The sequence below is a fragment of the Pseudomonas sp. OG7 genome (genome assembly GCF_014192825.1).
GTDB classification, from domain to species: Bacteria; Pseudomonadota; Gammaproteobacteria; order Pseudomonadales; family Pseudomonadaceae; genus Aquipseudomonas; species Aquipseudomonas monteilii.
In genome coordinates this window covers 442,703-461,506 of sequence record NZ_JACHYK010000005.1, presented here as the reverse complement: position 1 = coordinate 461,506, position 18,804 = coordinate 442,703, and the positions used below count along the sequence as shown (strand labels likewise).

Here is an 18,804-nt window from a genome sequence, read left to right as displayed (position 1 = left end):
CTGATGAAACATGAAGTCATCGAGAAAAACGTCGGCCTGATGGCCCTGCTGATGGTGTTCGCCGTCAGCATCGGCGGCCTCACCCAGATCGTCCCGCTGTTCTTCCAGGACGTCACCAACAAGCCGGTGGAAGGCATGAAACCCTATACCGCGCTGCAGCTGGAAGGCCGCGATATCTACATCCGCGAAGGCTGCGTGGGCTGCCACTCGCAGATGATCCGCCCGTTCCGCGCCGAAACCGAGCGCTACGGCCACTACTCGGTAGCCGGCGAAAGTGTATGGGACCACCCGTTCCTGTGGGGTTCCAAGCGCACTGGGCCAGACCTGGCCCGCGTGGGTGGCCGCTACTCGGACGACTGGCACCGCGCGCACCTGTACAACCCGCGCAACGTGGTACCGGAGTCGAAGATGCCGGCGTACCCGTGGCTGGTCGCCCAGCAAGTCGACAACAGCCACACCGACACCAAGATGCGCACCCTGCGCACCCTGGGCGTGCCGTACTCCGACGCCGACATTGCCGGCGCCCGTGACGCGGTCAAGGGCAAGACCGAAATGGACGCGCTGGTCGCCTACCTGCAGGTGCTCGGCACCGCGATCAAGAACAAGAGGTGAGTGCGATGGAACTGGACATCGGCATGATCCGCGGCCTGGGCACCCTGGTGGTGATGATCGCCTTCATCGGCCTCTCGCTGTGGGTATTCAACCGTCGCCGCGACCGTGATTTCGCCGAAGCGCGCCTGCTGCCCTTCGTCGACGACCGCCTGCCCCCTGCCGGGCAGGAACCTGCTGCAAAAAGGAGTAACGGGCAATGACCACCTTCTGGAGTACGTACATCAGCGTACTGACCATCGGTAGCCTGATTGGCCTGACCTGGCTGTTGCTCGCCACCCGCAAGGGCGAGAGCAAGAACACCACTGACCAGACCATGGGCCACAGCTTCGACGGCATCGAGGAGTACGACAACCCGCTGCCCAAGTGGTGGTTCTGGCTGTTCGTCGGCACCCTGGTGTTCTCGGTCGGCTACCTGATCCTCTACCCGGGCCTGGGCAATTGGAAAGGCATCTTGCCGGGTTATGAAAACGGCTGGACTGGCGTGAATGAATGGCAGAAGGAAATGGACAAGGCCGATGCCCGATTTGGCCCGATCTTCGCCAAGTACGCCGCCATGCCCGTGGAAGAAGTCGCCAAGGACCCGCAAGCGCTGGAAATGGGCGGCCGCCTGTTTGCCTCCAACTGCTCGGTGTGCCATGGCTCGGACGCCAAGGGTGCCTTCGGCTTCCCCAACCTCACCGACAAGGACTGGCGCTGGGGCGGCGATGCAGAAACCATCAAGGCGTCGATCATGAACGGCCGCCATGGTGTGATGCCGGCCTGGGCCGAGGTGATCGGCGAGCAGGGTGTGGCCGATGTGGCCGCGTTCGTGCTGACCAGCATGGACGGCCGCAGCCTGCCGGAAGGCGCCAAGGCCGACCCGGCCAAAGGCAAGGAGATCTTCGCCGGCAACTGCGTGGCCTGCCACGGACCGGAAGGCAAAGGCACTCCCGCCATGGGCGCGCCAGACCTGACCCACCCGCAGGCGTTCATCTATGGGTCGAGCTTTGCCCAGCTGCAACAGACCATTCGCTATGGTCGCCAAGGGCAGATGCCGGCGCAGGCCGAGATCCAGGGTAATGACAAAGTGCACCTGCTGGCGGCTTATGTGTATAGCCTGTCGCAAGATGGCGCAGCTGAAACTGTGACTGCCAAGTAATACCTCGGGGCCGCGTTGCGGCCCCAGCTCTCCCCCGCCGTACTCCCTCCCTTGCACCCCCTCCGAACAGAACTAAGCTTGTTGCCACAGTGGGCTTCGCTCCGAAAGGACCGATGCAGACGCGGCGCATAGCCTGTCGCCGTCCCGGTAAAAAGCCTGACCGATCGATCAGAAAAAGATGAAAAACGGTACACATTACAGATATTTATTTGTGTACAATCGTCCGGACCCGATCGCTGCGGGACATCAGCGAACGGGCTCGGACACGGGTCGGCGTACCAAAGTTGCGTTGCGGTAACCCTGATGGTTATCAATACTGGCGCCGATTTTTCGACCAACAAGAACATCAAAACCGTGGAACCTTAGCATGAGCACAGCAATCAGTCCGACTGCTTATAACTATAAGGTCGTCCGCCAGTTCGCCATCATGACGGTGGTCTGGGGGATCCTTGGCATGGGCCTCGGCGTCTTCATCGCCTCGCAGCTGGTATGGCCGCAACTGAACCTGGACCTGCCCTGGACCAGCTTCGGCCGCCTGCGCCCGCTGCACACCAACCTGGTGATCTTCGCCTTCGGGGGCTGTGCGCTGTTCGGCACCAGCTACTACGTGGTGCAACGCACCTGCCAGACCCGGCTGATCTCCGACAGCATGGCGGCCTTCACCTTCTGGGGTTGGCAGGCGGTGATCGTCGGCGCGCTGATCACCCTGCCGATGGGCTACACCACCACCAAGGAATACGCCGAGCTCGAGTGGCCGCTGGCGATCCTGCTGGCCATCGTCTGGGTGACCTACGGGTTGGTGTTCTTCGGCACCATCGTCAAGCGCAAGACCAAGCACATCTATGTCGGCAACTGGTTCTACGGCGCCTTCATCGTGGTGACCGCGATGCTGCACATCGTCAACCACATCTCGCTGCCGGTGAGCCTGTTCAAGTCGTACTCGGCGTACTCCGGTGCCACCGACGCGATGATCCAGTGGTGGTACGGCCACAACGCCGTGGGCTTCTTCCTCACCACCGGCTTCCTGGGGATGATGTACTACTTCGTGCCCAAGCAGGCCGAACGGCCGATCTACTCGTATCGCCTGTCGATCGTGCACTTCTGGGCGCTGATCACCCTGTACATCTGGGCCGGCCCTCACCATCTGCACTACACCGCCCTGCCTGACTGGGCACAGTCGCTGGGCATGGTGATGTCGATCATCCTGCTGGCGCCTAGCTGGGGTGGCATGATCAACGGCATGATGACCCTGTCGGGCGCCTGGCACAAACTGCGCACCGACCCGATTCTGCGCTTTTTGGTCGTTTCGCTGGCGTTCTACGGCATGTCCACTTTCGAAGGCCCGATGATGGCCATCAAGACCGTGAACTCGCTGTCGCACTACACCGACTGGACCATCGGCCACGTCCACGCCGGCGCCCTCGGCTGGGTAGCCATGATCTCGATCGGTGCCGTGTACCACATGATCCCGAAACTCTACGGCCGCGAGCAGATGCACAGCATCGGCCTGATCAACGCGCACTTCTGGCTCGCCACCATCGGTACCGTGCTGTACATCGCCTCGATGTGGGTCAACGGCATCACCCAAGGCCTGATGTGGCGCGCCATCAACGATGACGGCACCCTCACCTACTCCTTCGTCGAAGCCCTGCAGGCCAGCCACCCTGGTTATATCGTCCGCGCCCTGGGCGGTGCGTTCTTCGCCAGCGGCATGCTGCTGATGGCCTACAACGTGTTCCGTACCGTACGTGCCGCCAACCCGGCACAGGCTGAGGAAGCCGCCAAGATCGTCGTTGTGGGAGCGCACTGATGAAGCATGAAGCCGTCGAGAAGAACATAGGCCTGCTGGCCTTCTTCATGGTCATCGCCGTGAGCGTCGGTGGCCTGACCCAGATCGTCCCGCTGTTTTTCCAGGACGTCACCAACAAACCCGTTGAAGGCATGAAGCCGCGTACCGCGCTGGAAGTGGAAGGCCGCGACATCTACATCCGCGAAGGCTGCGTGGGCTGCCACTCGCAGATGATCCGCCCGTTCCGCGCCGAAACCGAGCGCTACGGCCACTACTCGGTAGCCGGCGAAAGCGTGTGGGACCACCCGTTCCTGTGGGGCTCCAAGCGCACCGGGCCGGACCTGGCCCGCGTGGGTGGCCGCTACTCCGATGACTGGCACCGTGCGCACCTGTACAACCCACGCAACGTGGTACCGGAGTCGAAGATGCCGTCCTACCCGTGGCTGGTCGAGAACAAGCTCGACGGCAAGGACACCGCGAAAAAACTGGAAGTGCTGCGCACACTCGGCACCCCGTACACCGACGCCGACATTGCCGGCGCGCGTGACGCGGTCAAGGGCAAGACCGAAATGGACGCCATCGTCGCGTACCTGCAAGGTCTTGGCACCATCATCAAAAGCAAACGGTGACGCTGATGGATATCGGGATGATTCGCGGCCTGGGCACCGTCGTGGTGATGGTGGCGTTCGTGGGCCTGGCGCTGTGGGTGTTTAACCCACGGCGTAAAAAGGACTTCGACGAAGCGACCCAACTGCCCTTCGCGGATGACCCCGAGGCCACCCGGCACGTCGAGCAAGCAAAAGCTTCTGGGAGCAAACAACAATGACAACCTTCTGGAGTCTGTACGTTACCGTCCTGACCCTGGGCACCATCTTCTCGTTGACCTGGCTGCTGCTGTCCACCCGCAAGGGCCAGCGCGAAGAGGTGACCGACGAAACCGTCGGGCATGCCTTCGATGGCATCGAGGAATATGACAACCCGCTGCCGAAATGGTGGTTCTGGCTGTTCGTCGGCACCATCATCTTCGCCCTTGGCTACCTGGTGCTGTACCCGGGCCTGGGCAACTGGAAAGGCGTGCTGCCGGGCTACTCGTACCTGGACAACGACAAGCAGACCGAGTTTTCCAACGGCCAGCCGGGCTGGACCGGCGTGCACGAGTGGGAAAAGGAAATGGCCAAGGCCGACGCCCGCTTCGGGCCGATCTTCGCCAAATTTGCCGCCATGCCCATCGAGGACGTGGCCAAGGATCCGCAGGCGCTGAAAATGGGCGCGCGGCTGTTCGCCTCCAACTGCTCGGTGTGCCACGGCTCCGACGCCAAGGGTGCCTTCGGCTTCCCTAACCTCACCGACAACGACTGGCGCTGGGGCGGCGAGCCCGACACCATCAAGACCACCATCATGGGCGGCCGCCACGGCGTGATGCCGGCCTGGGCCGAGGTGATCGGTGATCAGGGCGTGGCCGACGTGGCAGCGTTCGTGGTCAGCAAGCTGGATGGCCGCACCCTGCCGGAAGGCGTCAAGGCCGATGCCGAGAACGGTCAGAAGATCTTCGCCGCCAACTGCGTGGCCTGCCACGGGCCGGAAGGCAAAGGCACACCGGCCATGGGCGCGCCGAACCTGACCCACCCGCAGGCGTTCATCTACGGGTCCAGCTTTGCCCAGCTGCAACAGACCATCCGTTATGGTCGCCAAGGGCAGATGCCGGCGCAGGAACAGTTGCAGGGTAATGACAAGGTGCACTTGCTGGCGGCTTATGTGTATAGCCTGTCGCACCAGGCTGAACCGGCCAAGGCCGAGTAAGGCAGGCCTGGCCTCTTCGCGGGCAAGCCCGGGAAGAGGCCGGTACAGCCAAGCATTTCTTGCAGGCTGATGACCTGGATCAATTGACACCCGCCATAACACGATTCATACCACAAACCCAACGCGACTAAAGGTCGCAGTGCGACCCCATACCGCCATCAGCGGCGTATCATGGGCCGTAGAGCGCTAGCAGATTGCGCGAGACTGCGGCCGGCACGCACTGGCCGCGGCGTTTCTCCACTGCCGTGGGACTTGATGATGAGCAAGCAAATTCCGGTACATGACGTCACCCCGCCTGCCAGCAAAGGGAAGGATTCCGTCGACCTCTACGCCTCCCGGGAAAAGATCTACACCCGCGCCTTCACCGGCCTGTTCCGCCGCCTGCGCATGGTCGGTGGTGCCGTGTTGTTCCTGCTGTACTTCGGCACCGTATGGCTGAACTGGGGGGGTCACCAGGCCGTGTGGTGGAACCTGCCCGAGCGCAAGTTCTACATTTTCGGCGCTACCATCTGGCCACAGGACTTCATCCTGCTGTCGGGCATCCTGATCGTCGCCGCCTTCGGCCTGTTCTTCATCACCGTGTTCGCCGGCCGGGTGTGGTGCGGCTACACCTGCCCGCAAAGCGTGTGGACATGGATTTTCATGTGGTGCGAGAAAGTCACCGAAGGCGACCGCAACCAGCGCATGAAGCTCGACAAAGCTCCCATGAGCGGCAACAAGTTCCTGCGAAAATTCGCCAAGCACAGCCTATGGCTGCTGATCGGCTTCGTCACCGGCATGACCTTTGTGGGCTATTTCTCGCCCATCCGCGAACTGGTCATCGAGTTCTTCACCGGCCAAGCCGATGGCTGGGCCTACTTCTGGGTCGGGTTCTTCACCCTCGCCACCTACGGCAACGCCGGCTGGCTGCGCGAACAGGTGTGCGTTTACATGTGCCCCTACGCCCGCTTCCAGAGCGTGATGTTCGACAAGGACACGCTGATTGTTTCCTACGACCCGCGCCGCGGCGAAACACGCGGCCCGCGTAAAAAGGATGCCGACTACAAGGCACAGGGGCTGGGTGACTGCATTGACTGCACCCTGTGCGTCCAGGTCTGCCCTACCGGCATCGACATCCGTGACGGCCTGCAGATCGAGTGCATCGGCTGCGCCGCGTGCATCGACGCCTGTGACAACATCATGGACAAGATGAACTACCCCAAAGGGCTCATCAGCTACACCACCGAACACAACCTGTCCGGGCAGAAGACCCACATGCTGCGCCCGCGCCTGATCGGCTATGCCGTGGTGCTGCTGGTGATGATCATCGGCCTGGCCACCGCCTTCGCCACCCGCTCGCTGGTCGGCTTCGACGTCAGCAAGGACCGCGTGCTGTACCGCGAGAACGCCCAGGGCAGGATCGAGAACGTGTACAGCCTGAAGGTGATGAACAAGGACCAGCGCGACCACGTCTACGTACTGGACGCCGCCGGCCTGCCAGACCTCAAGCTTGAGGGCCAGCGCGAGATCCGCGTGGCTGCCGGTGATATCGTCAGCCTGCCGGTGCAGCTGTCGGTCGCCCCCGAGAAGCTGCCCTCGACCACCAACGAAATCACCTTCATCCTCAAAAGCGCCGACGACAGTGACGCTCAGGTTGAAGCCAAGAGCCGTTTCATCGGCCCACAGATCCGCTAAGAGAGATAACGCACAATGCCTGTCGCCACCGCCGCCAGCCCCTGGTACAAGCACCTCTGGCCCTGGATCATCATCGGCATCCTCACCACCTCCGTGTGCCTGAGCCTGACCATGGTCAGTATCGCCGTGAACAACCCGGACAACCTGGTGAACGACAACTACTACGAGGCCGGCAAGGGCATCAACCGCTCGCTCGACCGTGAACTGCTGGCGCAGCAGCTGGGGCTGAAGGCCAGCGTGCACCTGGACGAGCTCACAGGCGAAGTGGACCTGCGCCTGACCGGCAACAGCGGCCCGCAGAGCCTGGAGCTGAACCTGATTTCGCCTACCCAGCCGGAGAAAGACCGCAGGGTGCTGCTGAGCCGGGTTGACGCAGGGCGTTATGTGGGGCAACTGGAAGACAAGGTGGACGGGCGGCGCTTTGTTGAGCTGCTGGGTAGCGAAGGTGGCCAGGTGTGGCGCTTGTTCGAAGAGGAAAAAGTGGAGCATGGTGTGACCTTGCAGCTGGGTGACGAAGCTATACAGGGTGCCGAACACCAATAGCCGCATCACCTTCATACCTGTGGGAGCGGGCTTGTCCCGCGAAGGGGCCAGAGCTGCATATGATGTTGCCTGTACCGGCCCATTCGCGGGATACGCCCGCTCCCACAGGGTCCGCTCCTGTCAGCCAATGCGTGTTCGCCTTATGACCCAACCCACCCCCTGCTACCACTGCGCCCTGCCCGTCCCCGCTGGCAGCCGCTTCACCGCCGTGGTCCTTGGCCAGCCTCGGCAGTTCTGCTGCCCCGGTTGCCAGGCGGTGGCCGAGTCGATCGTAGCCGGTGGCCTGGAGCACTACTACCAGCACCGCAGCGACAACAGCGCCAACCCCGAAGCCTTGCCCAAACAGCTGCAAGACGAGCTGGCCCTGTACGACCGTAGCGACGTGCAGCAAAGCTTCGTGCGCCACCAGGGCGAACTGGCCGAAACCACCCTGCTGGTCGAAGGCATCAGCTGCGCCGCCTGCGGCTGGCTGATCGAAAAACACCTGCGCAACCTGCCCGGCGTCGCCGAAGCCCGTCTGAACCTGTCCAACCACCGCCTGCTGCTGAACTGGGACGACAAGCAACAGCCGCTTTCCCGCCTGCTGGCCGAGCTGCGCCAGATCGGCTACGCCGCCCACCCCTACCAACCCGACCAGGCGGCCGAACAGCTGGCCCGCGAGAACCGTAGCGCCCTGCGCCGCCTGGGCGTGGCCGGGCTGCTGTGGTTCCAGGCAATGATGGCAACCATGGCCACCTGGCCGGAATTCAACATCGACCTGTCGCCTGAACTGCACACCATCCTGCGCTGGGTGGCGCTGTTTCTCACCATCCCCATCGTGTTCTACAGCTGCGCGCCGTTCTTCAAAGGCGCAGCACGCGACCTGCGCACCCGCCACCTGACCATGGACGTTTCGGTGTCGCTGGCCATTGGCCTGGCCTTCGGCGCCGGCATCTGGACCGCCATCACCGGCAGTGGAGAGCTGTATTTCGACACCGTGGGTATGTTCGCCTTGTTCCTGCTCACCGGCCGCTACCTGGAGCGCCGCGCCCGCGAACGCACTGCCGCCGCCACCGCGCAACTGGTCAACCTGCTGCCAGCCTCGTGCCTGCGCCTGGATACCATCGGCCGCAGCGAACGCATCCTGCTCAGCGAACTGCAATGCGGTGACACGGTGCAAGTACTGCCGGGCGCCGTGATCCCCGCCGACGGGCGCATTGTCGAAGGCCGCTCCAGTGTGGATGAATCGTTGCTGACCGGCGAATACCTGCCACAACCGCGCCGGGTGGGTGAGCGGGTCACCGGCGGCACGCTGAACGTCGAAAGCACGCTGAACGTGGAGGTTGAAGCACTGGGCCACGATTCGCGGCTGTCGGCCATCGTGCGTTTGCTGGAACGTGCGCAAACCGAAAAACCACGCCTGGCCGAAATCGCCGACCGGGCCTCGCAGTGGTTCCTGCTGTTCTCGTTGCTGGCCGCCGTGGCCATCGGCCTGTGGTGGTGGTATCTGGACCCGGCGCGCGCGTTCTGGATCGTGCTGGCGATGCTGGTAGCCACCTGCCCTTGCGCGCTGTCCCTGGCCACGCCAACGGCGCTGACCGCCGCCACCGGCACCCTGCACAAGCTCGGCCTGCTGGTCACCCGTGGCCATGTGCTGGAAGGCCTGAACCAGATCGACACGGTGATTTTCGACAAGACCGGCACACTGACCGAAGGCCGCCTTACCCTGCGCAGCATCCGCCCACTCGGCAGCCTGCCCGCCGACCGCTGCCTGGCCCTGGCAGCCGCGCTGGAAAACCGCTCCGAACACCCCATCGCCCGCGCCTTTGGCCGCACCGCCACACCCGCGGATGATGTGCAGACCTTACCCGGCCTGGGCCTGGAAGGCCTGGTGGACGGCCAGCGCCTGCGCATTGGCCAGGCCACCTTCGTCTGCGCCCTGAGCGGCGCGGAGATCCCCGGCGTGCCGGAACCGCGCGGCCAGTGGTTGCTGCTGGGTGACCGCCAGGGGCCGCTGGCCTGGTTCGGCCTGGACGACCGTCTGCGCGACGATGCCCCTGCCCTGCTCGCCGCCTGCAAGGCCCGTGGCTGGCGTACGCTGCTGCTGTCGGGCGACAGCTCGCCGATGGTCGCCGAAGTGGCCGCGCAGCTGGGTATCGACCAGGCCATTGGCGGCCTGCGCCCGGACGACAAGCTGGACCGGCTGAAAGCGCTGCAGGCAGCCGGAAGCAAGGTGCTGATGCTGGGTGACGGGGTCAACGACGTGCCAGTGCTGGCCGCCGCCGATATCAGCATCGCCATGGGCAGTGCCACGGACCTTGCCAAGACCAGCGCCGATGCCGTGCTGCTGTCCAACCGCCTTCAGGCACTGGTGCAGGCCTTCGACCTGGCCCGCCGCACCCGCCGCAATATCCTCGAAAACCTGCTGTGGGCGTCGCTGTATAATGGCCTGATGTTGCCGTTTGCCGCGCTCGGCTGGATTACCCCGGTGTGGGCCGCCATCGGCATGTCGGTCAGCTCGCTGATCGTGGTGCTCAATGCCCTGCGCCTGACCCGCATGCCCCCGGCAGCAGCCTTGCCGAAAACCGAAGCACCCCTGCCCGGGAGGAAGTCGCCATGCCCGCCCTCTATGTCATGATCCCCGCCGCTTTGCTGCTGGTCGGCGTGGCCGTGTACATCTTCTTCTGGGCGGTGGACAGCGGCCAGTACGACGACCTCGAAGGCCCGGCCCATAGCATCCTCTTCGACGACCAGGACCCGCGCCACCAGGCGGCGGTAAAGCCTGAAGACGCGCAGGCCGACACCGACAAGGAACCACCACCCCGTGCCTGACCTGCTTCCCCTGCTGGGCTCGGCACTGGTCCTTGGCCTGCTTGGCGGCGGCCATTGCCTGGGTATGTGCGGCGGCCTGATGGGCGCGCTGACCCTGGCCATCCCGCCCGAACAGCGTGGCCGGCGCTTGCGCCTGCTGCTGGCGTACAACCTCGGGCGCATTACCAGCTATGCCTGTGCCGGCCTGTTGCTGGGCCTGGCCGGCTGGGCCGTGGCCAGCAGCCCGGCAGCACTGGCACTGCGGGTGCTGGCGGCACTGCTGCTGATTGCCATGGGCCTGTACCTGGCCGGCTGGTGGAGCGGGCTGACCCGCATCGAAGCGCTGGGCCGGGGCCTGTGGCGGCACATCCAGCCGGTCGCTTCGCGCTTGCTGCCGGTATCCAGCCTGCCCCGGGCATTACTGCTGGGCGCGCTGTGGGGGTGGCTGCCGTGCGGGTTGGTGTACAGCACCCTGTTGTGGGCGGCAAGCCAAGGCAACGCCGGGTATAGCGCGGCGTTGATGCTGACGTTCGGGGTGGGGACCTGGCCAGTGCTGCTGGCTACCGGGTTGGCGGCGGAGCGGGTAAACGCTTTGTTGAGACGGCGCAGTGTGCGGGTGGCTGGCGGGGTGTTGGTGATGCTGTTTGGGGTGTGGACCCTGCCCGGGCCGCACCAGCATTGGCTGATGGGGCATTGATGGGCGCTGCTTTGACGCCCCAATGCCCTTGATACAAATCAACACAGTTTCCTACAGACGGCCATAGACTCCGGTGCACTGCTGCTCTTTCCGGGGACCGCCCTCATGCTCGACGACCTACGTTGGGATACCGACCTGATCCGCCGCTACGATCTGGCCGGACCACGCTACACCTCTTACCCGACCGCCGTGCAACTGCACAGCGAGGTGGGCTCGTTCGACCTGCTCCATGCCCTGCGCGAGAGTCGTCGAGCCGTGCGCCCGCTGTCGCTGTACGTGCATGTGCCGTTCTGCGCCAACATCTGCTACTACTGCGCTTGCAACAAGGTCATCACCAAGGACCGCGCCCGCGCTGCGCCCTATTTGCAGCGCCTGGAGCAGGAAATCCAGCTGATCGCCTGCCACCTGGCCCCTAAACAACGTGTTGAACAGCTGCATTTTGGCGGCGGCACGCCGACCTTTCTCAGCCATGTGGAACTGCGCCAGCTGATGGCCACCCTGCGCCAGCACTTCCACCTGCTGGACGACGATTCTGGCGACTACGGCATCGAAATCGACCCCCGCGAAGCCGACTGGTCGACCATGGGCCTGCTGCGCGAGCTGGGTTTCAACCGCGTCAGCCTGGGCGTGCAGGATCTTGATCCGGCCGTGCAGCGTGCGGTCAACCGCCTGCAAAGCCTTGAGCAAACCCGTACCTTGATCGAAGCTGCACGCACGTTGCAGTTCCGCTCGATCAACCTCGACCTGATCTACGGCCTGCCCAAGCAAACCCCGGAAGGCTTTGCCCGCACCGTCGAAGAGGTGATCCGCTTGCAGCCCGACCGGCTGTCGGTGTTCAACTACGCCCACCTGCCCGAGCGCTTCATGCCGCAGCGGCGTATCGACAACAACGACCTGCCCAGCGCGGCGGCCAAGCTGGAGATGCTGCACGCCACCATCGACCAACTGACCGCCGCCGGTTACCGCTACATCGGCATGGACCACTTCGCCCTGCCCGACGACGAGCTGGCCATTGCCCAGGAAGAAGGCACCCTGCAGCGCAACTTCCAGGGCTACACCACCCACGGGCATTGCGACCTGATTGGCCTGGGCGTGTCGGCCATCAGCCAGATCGGCGACCTGTACTGCCAGAACAGCAGCGACCTCAACACCTACCAGGACAGCCTGTCCAACGCACAGCTGGCCACCCAGCGCGGCCTGCTGTGCAACCACGACGACCGCGTGCGGCGTGCGGTGATCCAGCAACTGATTTGCCATTTCGAGCTGGACTTCGAGCCGATCGAGCAAGCCTTCACCCTTGATTTTCGCGGTTACTTCAACGACCTCTGGCCCGAGCTGCTGACCTTGCAGCGCGACGGCCTGATCAGCCTGGACGACAAAGGCATCCGCATCTTGCCGGCGGGCCGCTTGCTGGCACGCTCGGTGTGCATGGTGTTCGACGCCTACCTGGCCATGCAAAACCGCCAGCGCTTCTCGCGGGTGATCTGAAAACCGAGGCGTTCAACCGCATGGACAAGTTTCCTTGCCGGGCACACTATGGGCGCACAAAGACTCCCGGCAGGGCACCTGCCGGGGTTTCGCCAGTGTGCACCAAAAACGCGCACACTGGCCTACACCCTGTGTCGTAGGTTACCCTTACGACTTATGTGTGCTTTCCCACAAGGATCGATTCAAATGTCCGAGCCAGTCAAACTGCGCCCACACAACCAGGCCCACTGCAAGGACTGCAGCCTGGCCCCCCTGTGCCTGCCTCTTTCGCTGAACCTGGAAGACATGGATGCACTGGATGAAATCGTCAAACGCGGCCGTCCGCTGAAAAAAGGCGAGTTCCTGTTCCGCCAGGGTGACAATTTCGGCTCGGTCTACGCGGTACGTTCCGGCGCCCTGAAAACCTTCAGCCTCAGCGACAGCGGCGAAGAGCAGATTACCGGCTTCCACCTGCCCAGCGAGCTGGTCGGGCTGTCGGGCATGGACACCGAGGCCTACCCGGTATCGGCGCAGGCTCAGGAAACCACTTCGGTGTGCGAGATTCCCTTCGAGCGCCTCGACGAGCTGTCGGTACAGCTGCCGCAGCTACGCCGCCAGCTGATGCGGGTCATGAGCCGGGAAATCCGCGACGACCAGCAAATGATGCTGCTGCTGTCGAAAAAAACCGCTGACGAGCGCATTGCCACCTTCCTGGTCAACCTGTCGGCGCGCTTCCGCGCCCGCGGCTATTCGGCCAACCAGTTCCGCCTGAGCATGTCGCGCAACGAAATCGGTAATTATCTGGGCCTGGCGGTGGAAACCGTTTCGCGGGTGTTCACCCGGTTCCAGCAGAATGGCCTGATCCGCGCCGAAGGCAAGGAAGTGCACATTCTCGACCCAATCCAGCTGTGTGCGCTGGCCGGTGGTGCAATCGAGGCCTGAGGCCAGCGTTTAGCGGGTATACTTGGGCATTCGTTTTCCCAGGATACCCGCAACAATGCACAGCGACACCTTCGACCTCAAAGCCCTCATCCGCCCGGTAGTGGACTTCCCCAAGCCAGGCGTGATCTTCCGCGACATTACCCCGCTGTTCCAGTCGCCGCGCGGGCTGCGCTATGTGGCCGACCAGTTCATCGAGCGCTATGTCGAGGCCGAGTTCAGCCATATTGGTGCCATGGATGCGCGGGGCTTTCTGATTGGTTCGATCATCGCACACCAGCTGAACAAGCCGCTGATCCTGTTCCGCAAGCAAGGCAAACTGCCGGCTGACGTACTGAGCGAGGGCTACCAGACCGAGTACGGCGAGGCCTTCCTGGAAGTGCATGCCGACAGCCTGTGCGAAGGGGATTCGGTGTTGATCTTCGATGACTTGATCGCCACGGGCGGTACCTTGCTGGCGGCGGCCAACCTGGTACGCCGTACCGGGGCGCAGGTGTTCGAGGCGGCGGCGATCATCGATCTGCCGGAGCTGGACGGGTCGCGCCGCCTGCAGGCGGCCGGGGTACCGACTTTCTGCCTGACCGAGTTTTCTCTTAGCGAGTACTGAGTTGGGTTTTGGGGCTGCTTTGCAGCCCCAACCATTCTCAATCAGAGCGAAATCGGCCGACGCCCCGCAAACGCATGGGCCAAGGTCCCGCCATCCACCAGCTCCAGCTCTCCGCCCAGCGGCACTCCATGGGCAATCCGCGAAGCCACCAACCCCTTCTCGCTCAGCAACTGCGCAATGTAATGCGCTGTCGCCTCCCCCTCCACCGTCGGGTTGGTCGCCAGGATCACCTCGGTAAAGGTGCCCTGCTCCTCGATACGCGCCATCAGTTGCGGAATGCCAATCGCCTCCGGCCCCAGGCCGTCCAGCGGTGACAGGTGACCCTTGAGCACGAAGTAACGACCACGGTAGCCGGTCTGCTCCACTGCATACACATCGGTCGGCCCCTCGACCACGCACAGCTGGGTGTCATCACGGCGTGTGTCGGCGCATTGCGGGCACAGCTCCTGCTCGGTCAGGGTACGGCACAGACGGCAATGGCCTACACCTTCCATGGCCTGGGTCAACGCTTGGGCCAGGCGCAGCCCGCCACTGCGGTCGCGCTCGAGCAGTTGCAGGGCCATGCGCTGGGCGGTTTTCTGGCCGACACCGGGCAGAATACGCAGGCCGTCGATCAGTTGGCGGATGAGGGGGCTGAAGCTCATGAGAAAGGCCTGACAATTCAATAAGAGGCGGTTTATACCCAGCGAGGGCAGTGGCGTCAAATCAGTAGACCGCGCCTTGGGTGAAATCTTTGCAAAAAAAACCGCCGCTGGATTCAGCGGCGGTTTTCGGTATGGCAATGCCCTTAGAACGGCATCTTGAAGCCCGGCGGCAGTTGCATGCCAGCCGTCATGCCGCCCATCTTTTCCTGGCTGCTCTGCTCAACCTTGCGCACCGCATCGTTCAGCGCGGCGGCGATCAGGTCTTCCAGCACTTCCTTGTCGTCCTCGTCGGTCGACATCAGGCTCTGGTCGATGCTGACACGCTTGACGTCGTGACGACCGGTCATCACCACGCTCACCAGACCACCGCCGGACTGGCCGGTGACTTCAGCGTTGGCCAGCTCTTCCTGCATCTTCTGCATCTTTTCCTGCATCTGCTGGGCCTGCTTCATCAGGCCGGCCATGCCACCTTTCATCATGGGGGTATACCTCGATTGGGTCATGTGATGCGGCCCGGCGCAGGGCCGGCCGCATGGTTATCCGTTACTGGCCCTGATTGGCCAGGGCCTCTACAGGCTCAATAGTATCCTGCCGCACCTTGGCACCGAACAATTTGATCATCTGCTGGATCAACGGATCCTGCTCGATCGAGGTGACCGCGTCCTGCTGGCGCTCGGCGCGCTTGCGCGCGGCGGCCTGGGCCGGGGTTTCCTGCTCGGGCAGGATCAACTCGATGCGCAGGTTCAGCGTGCGCCCCAGGTGCTGGTTGAGCGCTTCGTTCAGGCGTCGCTGCTGAGTGGCGTTGAACAACGCACCTTGGCCAGGGTCCAGGTGCAACAGCCAGTCGTCGCCATCGGCGGCAATCAGCGTACAGTTTGCCGCGATGTTGCCTGTCATCCCGGACACAGGCAACTGCGGGAATAATTCCAGCCATTGCAGGGCAAGGCCGGTGGCCGGTTTGGCCGCAGGCAGCGGTTCGGCCAATGGCTTGGGTGTCTCTTCCTGGATGTGCTCGGCCAGCTCGTCCAGGTAGCTGAAGCCGACCGGGTCGCTTTCGCCACCGTAATAATCTTCGTCCAGCGGCGGCTCATCATCGCGGTCCATGCCTACTGAAGCGTAGGCGGACGGATCGAAAGGCGGCTCAAGGTCATGGGCCGGCGCGGCCTGTTGGGGCGCCACCGGGGTAACAGGTGCTGCAGCAGGCTCAGCCACGACCGGCGCGACGGCCGTTGCAGGCGCCTCCCACGGCAGGTCGAGCACCTCCTCTGCCTCAGCTTCGGTTTGAGGCTCAGGTTCGGGCTCGGGCTCTGCGACCGGAACAGGTTCGGCTACCACAACGGGCTCGACCACAGGCTGGGGCGCAGGCTCGACCGTCGCAGGTTCCTGGGCCTGCGGCGCCACAGCCGGCAGAACAGGGTCTGCCGCAACCGTGACAGGCGGCGCCACGGCTACCGCTGGCGCTGCCACCGGCGTTGCAGGATCAGCTGTGGCCTGGCTGATCCCCGCTGGCTTTAGCACCGGTTTCGGCGCGTCGTCGGTATCGGCCGGGCGGAACGCCAGCATGCGCAGCAGCACCATTTCAAAGCCGCCGCGCGGGTCCGGGGCCAACGGCAGGTCTCGGCGGCCAATCAGGCCCATCTGGTAATAGAACTGCACGTCTTCGGCCGGCAGCGCCGAGGCCAGCGCCAGTACCCGCTCGCGATCGCCCTGGCCGTTGTCCACGGCTTCGGGCAGCGCCTGGGCAATGGCCACGCGGTGCAGCACATTGAGCATCTCGGCCAACACGCCAGCCCAGTCCGGCCCTTGCTCGGCCAGGTTGCGCACGGCCTCCAGCAACGCCCGGGCATCGCCTTCCAGCAAGGCCTGCAGCACGCCATAAACCTGACCATGATCCAGGCTGCCAAGCATCGCCCGCACATCAGCGGCCAGCACTTTGCCTTCGCCAAAGGCGATGGCCTGGTCGGTCAGGCTCATGGCGTCACGCATCGAACCATCGGCCGCGCGGCCCAGCAGCCACAGGGCATCCGGTTCGAACGGCACGTTTTCGGCAGCCAGTACGTGGCTGAGGTGCTCCACCACCCGCTCCGGGCTCATGTTTTTCAGCGAGAACTGCAGGCAGCGCGACAGGATGGTGGCCGGCAGTTTCTGCGGGTCGGTGGTGGCGAGGATGAACTTGACGTAGGGCGGCGGCTCTTCCAGCGTCTTGAGCAAGGCGTTGAACGAGTGCGTCGAGAGCATGTGCACTTCGTCGATCAGGTAGACCTTGAAGCGCCCACGGCTCGGGGCGTACTGCACGTTGTCGAGCAGTTCGCGGGTGTCCTCGACCTTGGTACGGCTGGCGGCGTCGATTTCGATCAGGTCGACGAAACGGCCTTCGTCGATCTCCCGGCACACCGAACAGATGCCGCACGGCGTGGAGGTGATGCCGGTTTCGCAGTTAAGGCACTTGGCGATGATACGGGCGATGGTCGTCTTGCCCACGCCGCGGGTACCGGTGAACAGGTAGGCGTGGTGCAGGCGCTGGTTGTCCAAGGCATTGATCAAGGCCTTGAGCACATGGGCCTGGCCGACCATTTCGCGGAACGAGCGCGGACGCCATTTACGTGCAAGAACCTGATAACTCATCGAAAAACCATCGTAGCCTGATAGAGCGGAAGAGCGCTAATGCTAGCGGAGCGGGGGCAAAATTGCACCCTGCGCGAGTCGTCTAAGCTTTGAGGCAGGCGCGTTGTTCAAGGAGGATACGCCTTTGCGAAGTTTGCTGGCCCTGCTACTGCTCTGGCCCATGCACAGCCTGGCTGAACAGCCCGTGCTGCGCTTCTCCGTTGCAGAGAGCTGGAGCATGCCGCTAGTACGCATAGAAGGCAACCAGCCGGTGGAAGGCCTGGTGTATGACCTGATACAAGCGCTGGCCAAGGAAGTGGGCGTACGCCCCCAGTATCACGTCATGGCCCGCCTTCGCCTGCAGGAGGCCATGAACAACGGCGATATCGATGTGCGCTGCTATGTCAGCACCCAGTGGTTCAATGACCGCCCCGGGGATTTTGTCTGGAGTATCCCGCTGATACACCAGCGTGACGTGCTGGTGGGGCGTGTCGGCGACAGCACCCCAATGCCCCCGGAGCAACTGCCACCCCAGGCTATCGGCACGGTACTGGGCTACACCTACTCGACCCTGCAACCGCTGCTGGATCAGGGCCAGTTGCGCCGTGAAGACAGCCGCAGCCAGTTGCTGGTGCTGCAGAAACTGCATGCGGGGCGGTACCGGCATGCAGTGAGCAATCAACTGTCTTTGCAGTGGTTCAACCAGGGCTTGCCGGCGGAACAGCAACTGCAGGGCTTGGCAGTGCTGGAGGAACAGGACCTGGCGTGCATGGTGCGCAATGACCCGGCGATACCGACCCAGGGAGTGCTGCGGGCGCTGGTGCGACTGAAGCAATCGGGGGAGGTCGAGCGGATAATGCAGCGTTATGGGGGAGCAGGATACCAGGCGCCCATTTCTGTAGTTCGCCCCTGACCACTGCACACCTGACATGCCATTTTGGGAAAACTGTCTTCTTGTGGAAACTAGGCTTGAGGGGGAAATGGACTACACCATCCGTTGGAAGACGGCGATTCCAACCTTGTCCCTGATTGCACCATAGTCAGGCCCCGACCAAGGCACCTTCGCCGCCACTTGAAAAGACAATCCGATGCTTCAAGATGATTGTGCACACCTCGAACTTGAGAAGTTACAAAATGAGGGCCGCAAGTTAAGGGCCGAGACACAGGAATTTGTAGCAGAAGCGCGTAAGCTCAGGCAGGAGGCGTTCTGGTACCCAATCGCAACAGGCTCAGCCGTTATCACCACCATCGTTGGCATCATGGCACTGGCCAGCAAGCTCTGAGTTTTGATTAATCCAGCCACAAGGAGCAGCCAATGCGCCGCGCCACCCAGGATCACACTGGAAACGCACTGAGTGAAGCGGAAGCGTTTGCCGAAGAAATGCGCAACCTCAGAGCGTCTTCGCCCTGGACAGGTGTACTCCTGTTTTACCTCGGCGCAATCTCTACAGGGGTACTGCTGGTAGCAGGCATGCTGATCGTGCGCTCGCTCTGACCGAG

Annotated in this window: 21 protein-coding genes; 18 read left to right on the top strand and 3 right to left on the bottom strand. The window is 63.3% G+C overall.

Features of this window, described 5'->3' with window-relative positions:
* Positions 1-3 precede the first annotated feature (3 nt).
* The 15 genes from ccoO (FHW75_RS15440) to FHW75_RS15370 all read left to right on the top strand — a co-directional run bounded on the left by ccoO (FHW75_RS15440) (position 4) and on the right by FHW75_RS15370 (position 14,056).
* The gene (gene ccoO / locus FHW75_RS15440; protein WP_019099854.1) at positions 4-612 is read left to right on the top strand and encodes a cytochrome-c oxidase, cbb3-type subunit II; all 609 of its coding nucleotides are present in this window, start codon (positions 4-6) and stop codon (positions 610-612) included.
* 5 nt (positions 613-617) lie between these two features.
* Positions 618-812: a cbb3-type cytochrome c oxidase subunit 3 gene (locus tag FHW75_RS15435; protein WP_016711696.1), complete on the top strand. Its 195-nt coding sequence runs from the start codon at positions 618-620 to the stop codon at positions 810-812.
* A complete protein-coding gene (gene ccoP / locus FHW75_RS15430; RefSeq protein WP_183674035.1) occupies positions 809-1,750 on the top strand; it encodes a cytochrome-c oxidase, cbb3-type subunit III in 942 nt (313 codons plus the stop codon). Before FHW75_RS15435 ends, ccoP (FHW75_RS15430) begins: the two co-directional genes overlap by 4 nt.
* A gap of 367 nt (positions 1,751-2,117) precedes the next feature.
* On the top strand, positions 2,118-3,560 hold the full coding sequence (gene ccoN, locus FHW75_RS15425) for a cytochrome-c oxidase, cbb3-type subunit I (protein ID WP_003254284.1): 1,443 nt from the start codon (positions 2,118-2,120) through the stop codon (positions 3,558-3,560).
* A complete protein-coding gene (gene ccoO, locus FHW75_RS15420; RefSeq protein WP_016488340.1) occupies positions 3,560-4,168 on the top strand; it encodes a cytochrome-c oxidase, cbb3-type subunit II in 609 nt (202 codons plus the stop codon). The genes ccoN and ccoO (FHW75_RS15420) overlap by 1 nt, the downstream gene beginning before the upstream one ends.
* A gap of 5 nt (positions 4,169-4,173) precedes the next feature.
* Complete coding sequence (locus FHW75_RS15415; protein ID WP_003254287.1) at positions 4,174-4,365, top strand: CcoQ/FixQ family Cbb3-type cytochrome c oxidase assembly chaperone; 192 nt, start codon at positions 4,174-4,176, stop codon at positions 4,363-4,365.
* Positions 4,362-5,339 carry a cytochrome-c oxidase, cbb3-type subunit III gene (gene ccoP / locus FHW75_RS15410; RefSeq protein WP_016711702.1) on the top strand — a complete coding sequence of 326 codons (978 nt, stop codon included), beginning with the start codon at positions 4,362-4,364 and terminating at the stop codon, positions 5,337-5,339. The genes FHW75_RS15415 and ccoP (FHW75_RS15410) overlap by 4 nt, the downstream gene beginning before the upstream one ends.
* 258 nt (positions 5,340-5,597) lie before the next feature.
* Positions 5,598-7,013, top strand: a complete 1,416-nt coding sequence (gene ccoG, locus FHW75_RS15405) for a cytochrome c oxidase accessory protein CcoG (protein WP_025754789.1) — start codon at positions 5,598-5,600, stop codon at positions 7,011-7,013.
* Positions 7,014-7,028: 15 nt separating this feature from the next.
* Positions 7,029-7,556, top strand: coding sequence for a FixH family protein (locus FHW75_RS15400; RefSeq protein WP_025754788.1), 528 nt, complete (start codon positions 7,029-7,031; stop codon positions 7,554-7,556).
* 142 nt (positions 7,557-7,698) lie between these two features.
* Positions 7,699-10,173, top strand: coding sequence for a heavy metal translocating P-type ATPase (locus FHW75_RS15395; protein ID WP_027609460.1), 2,475 nt, complete (start codon positions 7,699-7,701; stop codon positions 10,171-10,173).
* The gene (gene ccoS, locus FHW75_RS15390; RefSeq protein WP_016711706.1) at positions 10,152-10,367 is read left to right on the top strand and encodes a cbb3-type cytochrome oxidase assembly protein CcoS; all 216 of its coding nucleotides are present in this window, start codon (positions 10,152-10,154) and stop codon (positions 10,365-10,367) included. The genes FHW75_RS15395 and ccoS overlap by 22 nt, the downstream gene beginning before the upstream one ends.
* Complete coding sequence (locus tag FHW75_RS15385; protein ID WP_084296989.1) at positions 10,360-11,043, top strand: sulfite exporter TauE/SafE family protein; 684 nt, start codon at positions 10,360-10,362, stop codon at positions 11,041-11,043. Before ccoS ends, FHW75_RS15385 begins: the two co-directional genes overlap by 8 nt.
* 105 nt (positions 11,044-11,148) lie before the next feature.
* Complete coding sequence (gene hemN / locus FHW75_RS15380; RefSeq protein ID WP_016711708.1) at positions 11,149-12,531, top strand: oxygen-independent coproporphyrinogen III oxidase; 1,383 nt, start codon at positions 11,149-11,151, stop codon at positions 12,529-12,531.
* A 186-nt stretch (positions 12,532-12,717) separates the two neighbouring features.
* A complete protein-coding gene (gene fnrA / locus FHW75_RS15375; RefSeq protein ID WP_016711709.1) occupies positions 12,718-13,452 on the top strand; it encodes a Crp/Fnr family transcriptional regulator FnrA in 735 nt (244 codons plus the stop codon).
* A gap of 55 nt (positions 13,453-13,507) precedes the next feature.
* Positions 13,508-14,056 carry an adenine phosphoribosyltransferase gene (locus tag FHW75_RS15370; protein WP_016711710.1) on the top strand — a complete coding sequence of 183 codons (549 nt, stop codon included), beginning with the start codon at positions 13,508-13,510 and terminating at the stop codon, positions 14,054-14,056.
* A gap of 41 nt (positions 14,057-14,097) precedes the next feature.
* Here FHW75_RS15370 and recR read toward each other — a convergent pair whose 3' ends face one another.
* From recR to dnaX, 3 genes are all read right to left on the bottom strand, one after another.
* Complete coding sequence (recR, locus tag FHW75_RS15365; RefSeq protein ID WP_019099556.1) at positions 14,098-14,700, bottom strand: recombination mediator RecR; 603 nt, start codon at positions 14,698-14,700, stop codon at positions 14,098-14,100.
* Between the two features lie 143 nt (positions 14,701-14,843).
* The gene (locus tag FHW75_RS15360) at positions 14,844-15,179 is read right to left on the bottom strand and encodes a YbaB/EbfC family nucleoid-associated protein (RefSeq protein ID WP_003254305.1); all 336 of its coding nucleotides are present in this window, start codon (positions 15,177-15,179) and stop codon (positions 14,844-14,846) included.
* Between the two features lie 64 nt (positions 15,180-15,243).
* Positions 15,244-17,325 carry a DNA polymerase III subunit gamma/tau gene (gene dnaX / locus FHW75_RS15355; RefSeq protein ID WP_183674033.1) on the bottom strand — a complete coding sequence of 694 codons (2,082 nt, stop codon included), beginning with the start codon at positions 17,323-17,325 and terminating at the stop codon, positions 15,244-15,246.
* Between the two features lie 124 nt (positions 17,326-17,449).
* Here dnaX and FHW75_RS15350 point away from each other — a divergent pair, with 124 nt between their 5' ends.
* The 3 genes from FHW75_RS15350 (at position 17,450) to FHW75_RS15340 (ending at position 18,799) form a co-directional block, all read left to right on the top strand.
* Positions 17,450-18,217 carry an ABC transporter substrate-binding protein gene (locus FHW75_RS15350; RefSeq protein ID WP_025754783.1) on the top strand — a complete coding sequence of 256 codons (768 nt, stop codon included), beginning with the start codon at positions 17,450-17,452 and terminating at the stop codon, positions 18,215-18,217.
* Between the two features lie 175 nt (positions 18,218-18,392).
* Positions 18,393-18,587, top strand: a complete 195-nt coding sequence (locus FHW75_RS15345; RefSeq protein ID WP_019099553.1) for a hypothetical protein — start codon at positions 18,393-18,395, stop codon at positions 18,585-18,587.
* A 32-nt stretch (positions 18,588-18,619) separates the two neighbouring features.
* Positions 18,620-18,799 carry a hypothetical protein gene (locus FHW75_RS15340; RefSeq protein ID WP_019099552.1) on the top strand — a complete coding sequence of 60 codons (180 nt, stop codon included), beginning with the start codon at positions 18,620-18,622 and terminating at the stop codon, positions 18,797-18,799.
* Positions 18,800-18,804: the final 5 nt, after the last annotated feature.